This is a genomic window from Rhodococcus opacus, assembly GCF_012396235.1.
GTDB classification, from domain to species: domain Bacteria; phylum Actinomycetota; class Actinomycetes; order Mycobacteriales; family Mycobacteriaceae; genus Rhodococcus_F; species Rhodococcus_F opacus.
In genome coordinates this window covers 1-5,959 of record NZ_JAAXPA010000068.1, presented here as the reverse complement: position 1 = coordinate 5,959, position 5,959 = coordinate 1, and the positions used below count along the sequence as shown (strand labels likewise).

Annotated in this window: 6 protein-coding genes and 2 pseudogenes; 4 read left to right on the top strand and 4 right to left on the bottom strand. The window is 65.2% G+C overall.

The features are described from left to right. Nucleotides 1-46 precede the first annotated feature (46 nt). A complete protein-coding gene (locus HGB39_RS37660) occupies nt 47-553 on the bottom strand; it encodes a YflT domain-containing protein (protein ID WP_043787262.1) in 507 nt (168 codons plus the stop codon). A 574-nt stretch (nt 554-1,127) separates the two neighbouring features. Between HGB39_RS37660 and HGB39_RS37655 the strand changes: the two genes are divergently transcribed. The 3 genes from HGB39_RS37655 to HGB39_RS37645 all read left to right on the top strand — a co-directional run bounded on the left by HGB39_RS37655 (nt 1,128) and on the right by HGB39_RS37645 (nt 3,186). Beyond that, nucleotides 1,128-2,012, top strand: a complete 885-nt coding sequence (locus tag HGB39_RS37655) for a universal stress protein (protein ID WP_168443014.1) — start codon at nt 1,128-1,130, stop codon at nt 2,010-2,012. 246 nt (nt 2,013-2,258) lie between these two features. Next, nucleotides 2,259-2,927 carry a hypothetical protein gene (locus HGB39_RS37650; protein ID WP_162276276.1) on the top strand — a complete coding sequence of 223 codons (669 nt, stop codon included), beginning with the start codon at nt 2,259-2,261 and terminating at the stop codon, nt 2,925-2,927. Next, on the top strand, nt 2,896-3,186 hold the full coding sequence (locus HGB39_RS37645) for a hypothetical protein (protein WP_043790043.1): 291 nt from the start codon (nt 2,896-2,898) through the stop codon (nt 3,184-3,186). Before HGB39_RS37650 ends, HGB39_RS37645 begins: the two co-directional genes overlap by 32 nt. A 275-nt stretch (nt 3,187-3,461) precedes the next feature. Here the strand turns inward: HGB39_RS37645 and HGB39_RS40475 are convergent, their stop codons facing one another. The 3 genes and pseudogenes from HGB39_RS40475 to HGB39_RS39455 all read right to left on the bottom strand — a co-directional run. Continuing rightward, nucleotides 3,462-3,806, bottom strand: coding sequence for a universal stress protein (locus tag HGB39_RS40475; RefSeq protein WP_376744856.1), 345 nt, complete (start codon nt 3,804-3,806; stop codon nt 3,462-3,464). Nucleotides 3,807-4,427: 621 nt separating this feature from the next. After that, nucleotides 4,428-4,793 carry a hypothetical protein gene (locus HGB39_RS37635; protein WP_237720412.1) on the bottom strand — a complete coding sequence of 122 codons (366 nt, stop codon included), beginning with the start codon at nt 4,791-4,793 and terminating at the stop codon, nt 4,428-4,430. Nucleotides 4,794-4,797: 4 nt separating this feature from the next. Then, nucleotides 4,798-5,027, bottom strand: a pseudogene (locus HGB39_RS39455) (general stress protein); the annotation flags it as partial. Between the two features lie 576 nt (nt 5,028-5,603). On the opposite strand from HGB39_RS39455, the pseudogene HGB39_RS40470 reads away from it, so the two are divergent. Then, a pseudogene (locus HGB39_RS40470) lies at nt 5,604-5,840 on the top strand (hypothetical protein); the annotation flags it as partial. Between the last annotated feature and the right edge of the window lie 119 nt (nt 5,841-5,959).

The following is a 5,959-nucleotide window of genomic DNA, read 5'->3' as shown; positions in this document are numbered from 1 at the left end:
CCGAGTTGGTGGTGCCCAGGTCTATCCCCACAGCGGTCGCCATGACTCATTCCTTTCGATCGGTCCGGCCGGTGAGCAGGCGGACGGCTTCGTCCGCGACCTCGACATCGGCGAGGACTTCGTAGTGGCGGGGCTGCAATGAGTAGACCGAGGCGAAATCGCGCCGCCCCCGTTGCAGCGCATACATGAGCAGACCGAGCAGACCGCCCATGAGGGCGCCGAAGATCAGCCCGTAGCAGGCGAGTGTGACACTCGCGAGGAGCGGCCGTGCCCAGTCGAAAAGGCCGAAGATCCACCCGATCAGCGCGCCGGTCAGCGCGCCGGTCATTGCACCCCGTAGTGCCGCCCAGCCGTAATTCAATCGGCCGAGGACCTGCTCGACCAACTCGATATCGCGACCGACGATGGCCACCTTCTCCACCGCGAAGTGCTGGTCGGAGAGATAGTCGACGGCACGCTCGGCGTCGGCATAGTTGTCGAACGTTGCTATTGCTCGGTGGGCGGGCTCGTTCGGGCGTACTGCCGATGTTCCCGCACTCGACTGTGTTGCCATCATTGCTCCTATGCGTGAATTCTCTGCGGCGGCGCCGACTCGGCTTCGAACCGGTCAGGGCCACCCATGACTCGAGCCCCAGCTGCGCTGGTTCGGGGATACCTCCTCCGATCGCTCGGTTCCGAGTCTTCCGCGACGACCGCAACCGGCGTAGGGCACAAGGTCAGTGACCCTCGTTGCCTGTCAGAGGACTTCCGACCTCTACCCGCCCCTTCACGCACGATGCCCGGGGTACGGCGCCGGATGTAGCCGTGCCGCGCTCGGCTAACCGAGGGACATTCCCTCGACGCCGCCCTCTCCCTGCTTTCGCCGACTATCGGACGGGGATTCGTCCGCGCACATCACCTGAGTTGCCGCACACCGATAATCAGGTGGCGCCGGTACCGGGCGAAATACGCCGAGCGGGATGACTGTGACGCTGTGGATGGGGGTCGCACGGCCGCAGGTGGACCTCCGACCCGAAAGCGGTGACCTTCTGCCCTACGGCGACGATCTTCTGGCGGCGACCATCGATATCACTGACAGACAGGCACTTCCGCCGTCCCATCACCCGGTCACGAAAGGTAGGAACATCATGACTGCCGACCGTCCCATCGTCGTCGGAACAGACGGATCACCGTCGGCGCTGCAGGCAGTATCGTGGGCCGCGAAGGAAGCGGCACTGCGGAACGCTCCCCTGACGGTGCTCACCACCACGTTCGTTCCGGGCGCGTACGGGTTTTCCGTCGGCCTGCCCCCCAGCTTCTTCGAAGAAGAGGAACTCGAAGCCAAGAAGAGGTTGGCCAGGGCCGCCGAGGTCGCAGCCGACGCGGTACCCGGTCACTCGCTCGAGATCCACACCGTCCTCGGCACCGAGACACCCGCCGGTGAACTCGTCGAGCGGTCGAAAACTGCGCGCATGGTCGTCGTCGGTGCGAACCGGCAAGGAATCATCGAAAGGATGTTCCTGGGCTCGGTCAGCTCCGCCGTCGCCACCCACGCACACTGCCCCGTCGCCGTCATCCACGGCCTGCCCGACACCGACATCACCGCCCTCGCAGGACCCGTCGTCGTCGGCGTCGACGGATCCGCGCACACCGAACCCGCCATCGCCATGGCATTCGAGGAAGCCGAACTGCGGCACACCGAACTCGTGGCCGTCCACGCCTGGTCCGACGTCGATCTTCACCTCGCATTCGAGGGCGGCACCGACCCCACGTGGATGCAGGAGGTCGTGAAGGACGAAACAGCCCGGTTGTCGGAAAGGCTCGCCGGTCACGCCGAGAAATACCCGGACGTGAAGGTCCGCACAGTCGTCGTCATGGACCAACCCACACACGGCCTGCGTGAGGAAGCCGAGAATGCGCAGCTGCTCGTCGTGGGTAGCCGAGGTCGGGGCGGGTTCACCAGCTTGCTGTTGGGGTCGACCAGCAGGGCGTTGATGCACTCGGTCAACTGCCCACTTCTCATCGTCCGGTAGCCGCCCCTGGCATGGCGCGGTCCGGTGCGGTGAGCGCTCGACGGGTGTCTCGAGTTCCATGCAGTCTCGCTTCCGCAGCGACTCCGCGACGACGAGGCGCGGCTTCGCATGGGCTGTGCGGCACGGCAACACGCCGAGCGCAACACAGCGCGGGCCTGCGTCCTGGAATCGATCTACGACAGGTGCCTGCGCACCACGACAGTCCGGCATCGCCGATGAATGCCTGGAGCACGAGGCGGTCGACGCGTGTTGCTCGGCGGCTGGTTCTCCGTGCACAGCGACGGCAACACCCGCGGGGATCTACTCGCGCTCGATACAGTGGCGGATTGGCTCCGAGAACGACGCGTGAGCTTCAGGGTTGCCGTCAGCGAGATCGCCCGCTACGCCGACCTGATCAGTTATCCGATGGTACGGGCAGACACTGTCAACCCCGCCGATGCCGACATCTTGGTATGGATATGTGGTCCACTACCTGTCGACGCGGAGACGCCGCTGCTCGCGGTCTTCGTCGGCAAACCCCGAATCGCGTGGGGTGTATCCACCACTCCCCCCGATGCTGAGGGCCACTTCGATGCCGTGATAGCCCGAGACCGCCCGGGCGAACCCGGTCGCCTGGACCTCAGCTTCCGCAGCCGTACGGCACCCGTCCCAGTCGTCGGCCTGATCTACACCGGTCCACAGCCCGACTACCGCACCCCATGCGAACCGGTGGTGCGCACCGTCGTACGCGATGCTCTCGCTACCCGAGATAACGCCAAGATCGAGATCGCTACCCGAATGCCGGTCGAGGGAAATCGGCTCCAGACACCGGCGCGCGCGAAATGCAGAGGTAGATGTTTTTTCGTCGCGGTCCCCGAGGACCGCCCGACAACGAGGAGTGAATATGGCAGGCACCGAAGATCACCCACACGATGAGGGGCGAACCATGCGTGAGCATGCCGGAGAGGCCATCATCGATCGCCGTAACTGGCCGGGATTCCTACTCCTCGGGATAGGGATCGCGTTACTCGCAATGGCTCTGGTGGCCGCCGGCTATGGCATGGAGGGTTGGGCCGTGGTCGCCGGTACGGTCTGTGTCCTCTGCTTCCTCTCCGGCATCGTCCTGGTCCTTCTCGAGCACCGACGGGTCAAGGCTCTCGAGGGTAAGACGTTGTCGGACCAGGAGGGGCATTGACTGGCGGCCGGCCGAGAAGGTCGTTGATCCTGGTCCTGACCGGACCGACAGGTGCGGTCAGGACCGGCGAATCCTCAAGCACGGCAAGGGCGTCGCCAGTGGGTAGCCTCCACGACCTCGTCGGGTTCACCGTCGAACCGCTCTCAGTTCGGTGCGCGTGCCGGACGGACGCGTCGCGCGGAGACTGCTCCCAACCGGGATACAACGAAACCCGTCGGCGCCGAAGGCAACCTCACTCCCGGTCGGCCAGCTTGAAGAAAGTGCTGTCGTCGCCGCTAGACTTTTGCTCCTGGTAGAGGAACGCCAGACCGGCCTCGTCGAACTTCTCGAACCACTCGTCCCAGCTGATCTCTTCTAGGCCTAGATGCAGATGTAGGGCCCAAGGTCATTGACCTGGTCAGCTCTTCGAGGACTTCGGTCCCCTCCTCGCCTGATGAAAGACTGGATCGCGGCGGCGTACTAGCCGTCGGTGCACTGTCTGACGATGAGGAGGGGCACGTAGTGGTGTGCAGCAGGGCCGTGCTGGTCGAGCCGGGCGTCATCCCGGCGAAGCCGCCGCGCCCCCCGTTTCCGACGACAATCAGCTGGGCCTCGTCGGCCAGTTCGAGGAGGTGACGCACCGGCTGGTCCCGGACGAGGTCTGCCGCACCGAGACGTAGGGAAACGGTCACGCAACCCGGCCAGAATTTCCGCCAGGACCGCCCGCTCCGCAGCCTCCGCCGTCAGCCGGGCTTCGTCATCTGCGGAGAAGGGCAGGCCATCCGGCGCCGTGCCAGATCGGCCAGGTCTGCCCACGCCCGCCACGCCGCGTAGGCGCGCACGAATGCCCCCACACCCGAGCAGCAGGATCACGGTCGGCGCGAACACCAGCAGGTAGCGGGCCGGGTCGGTACACACCAGCGAGGTCGGGTCGGCGCACTGGTCCCGGCTCGCCGCCGCCCAGCCCACCGCGGCGCCCATCACGACCAGGGCCGCACCGACCACGCCGGCCGAATACCATCCGGCGGTGCACAATACCGACCGGTCGGATCACCGTTTCTCCACGTCGCGGGTCATCACCGAACCCTCCTCCGATCCTCCCGCCCGCCCAGGTCCGACACCGAGATCCGCGCGGTTTCTCCAGGTCGGCGCCGCCGGCCGGACGGGTTCGGTGCCGGCGTCGTCGTGGAGATGGTTTTCCATCCCACTGCGCACTGTCCTGCGTGCTTCGACGAACAAGGGAAGAATGACCGCGACCGCGGTCAGCGGTAGGCGTCCAGCATGCCGTGCAGATGGGCGGCCGCCGCCTCGATGTCGTCGTGCTTGTACTGCGCCGCCCGCGACTCTGCGGACAGCACCCCGCACCTGTGCACGTTCTCGAAGTCGCCGTAGGGGAATTTGTACCTGCCCTTGGTGTCCGGGTCGTGCTCGTCGTCGATGCCGAGATACCAGTGGGCATACTCGGTGTGGCCGTGTTCGGCGATGTACTCGTTCTCCTGCTGCGTCGACGGCCGGTGCTCACTCCAGGCATCGCGGTCGTCGAGAACGCGGTGACCGGACTTGATGAGGCGTTTTGCGTGTTCGTACGCGGTGTTGTTGAGCTTGATCGACATCATTTCTCCATCCACGCTCTTATTCCTTCTGATCGGTACTTCCGGCGAGCAGCCGGATGGCTTCGTCCGCAACCCCGATGTCGGCGAGGACCTCGTAATAGCGAGGTCGCAGTGAGCTGACGGACGCGAAATCACGCCACCCCGCTGCAGCGCGTACATGACCAGCCCGAACAGGGCACCGACGAGGGCACCGAAAATCAGCCCGTAGCAGGCGAGCGTGATACTCGCGAGCAGCGGCCGCACCCAGTCGACTCGCGGAACGGATCGAAACGCATGAGAGCCATGATCTTTCCTCCTTCTGAAGGGAACCTGGATTGACACGGGAGCAGCGGTCACCTGCTCGGAGCAGTGCCGCCGCCGCCCGAGTTGCACTCGCCGTTCACATCTCCCGGTCCCCCAAATCCTTGCAACCAGACAACGGAGATGACATGCTCCGGCAAGTCAAGAGCGCGACCCCGATCTATCCGGTCAGGGCCACCCCCGCACTCGAGTCCACAGCAGCGGCGCCGGTTCGGAGAGAACTCCTCCGATCGCTACGGTTCGAGTCTTCCGCAAGGCCCGCGACCGGTGTAGGGCACAAGGTCAACGACACCTGTTGTCCGTCGGAGGGCCTCCGGCCCCTACCGACCCTTTCGCGGACGATGAACAGGGGTACGGCATGGCTCGTTGCAGTGCCGGGCGAATCGCACCGCGGGACATTCTCACGACGCCGCCCTCTCCCTGCTTTCGATGACTATCGGACTGGGCTTCGTCCGCACACACCAAATGAGTTGCCGCACCGCGATGAACCGGTAGCGCACGCGCGTGGCGAAGTGCGCGTGAGCGTTGTCACTGTGCCGCCGTGAATTTGTCGTCAGGCCGCGGGTGGACCTCCGACCCGAAGGCGGTGACCTTCTGCCCTACGGCGACCATCTGCTGGCGGCGACCATCGATATCACCGACAGGCACTTCCGCGTTCCATCACTCGTCGAGAAAGGTAGGAACACAATGACTGCCGACCGTCCGATCGTCGTCGGAACCGACGGATCACCGTCATCGCTGCAGGCTGTGTCGTGGCTCGCCGGATACCTTCAGGGATCGACGAGCCAGAACCTCCTGCACCATGCCCTCGGCCCTGGTCATGATCTGCCGCCCGCCGGCTAGTTGCGACAGACGGTGTTTCCCCCGATCCGCTCTTCGGG

Bases quoted from the DNA above. Each gene is read 5' to 3' on its own strand.
- HGB39_RS37660 (WP_043787262.1), bottom strand. From the start codon at position 553: ATGGCAACACAGTCGAGTGCGGGAACATCGGCAGTACGCCCGAACGAG.
- HGB39_RS37655 (WP_168443014.1), top strand. From the start codon at position 1,128: ATGACTGCCGACCGTCCCATCGTCGTCGGAACAGACGGATCACCGTCG.
- HGB39_RS37645 (WP_043790043.1), top strand. From the start codon at position 2,896: ATGGCAGGCACCGAAGATCACCCACACGATGAGGGGCGAACCATGCGT.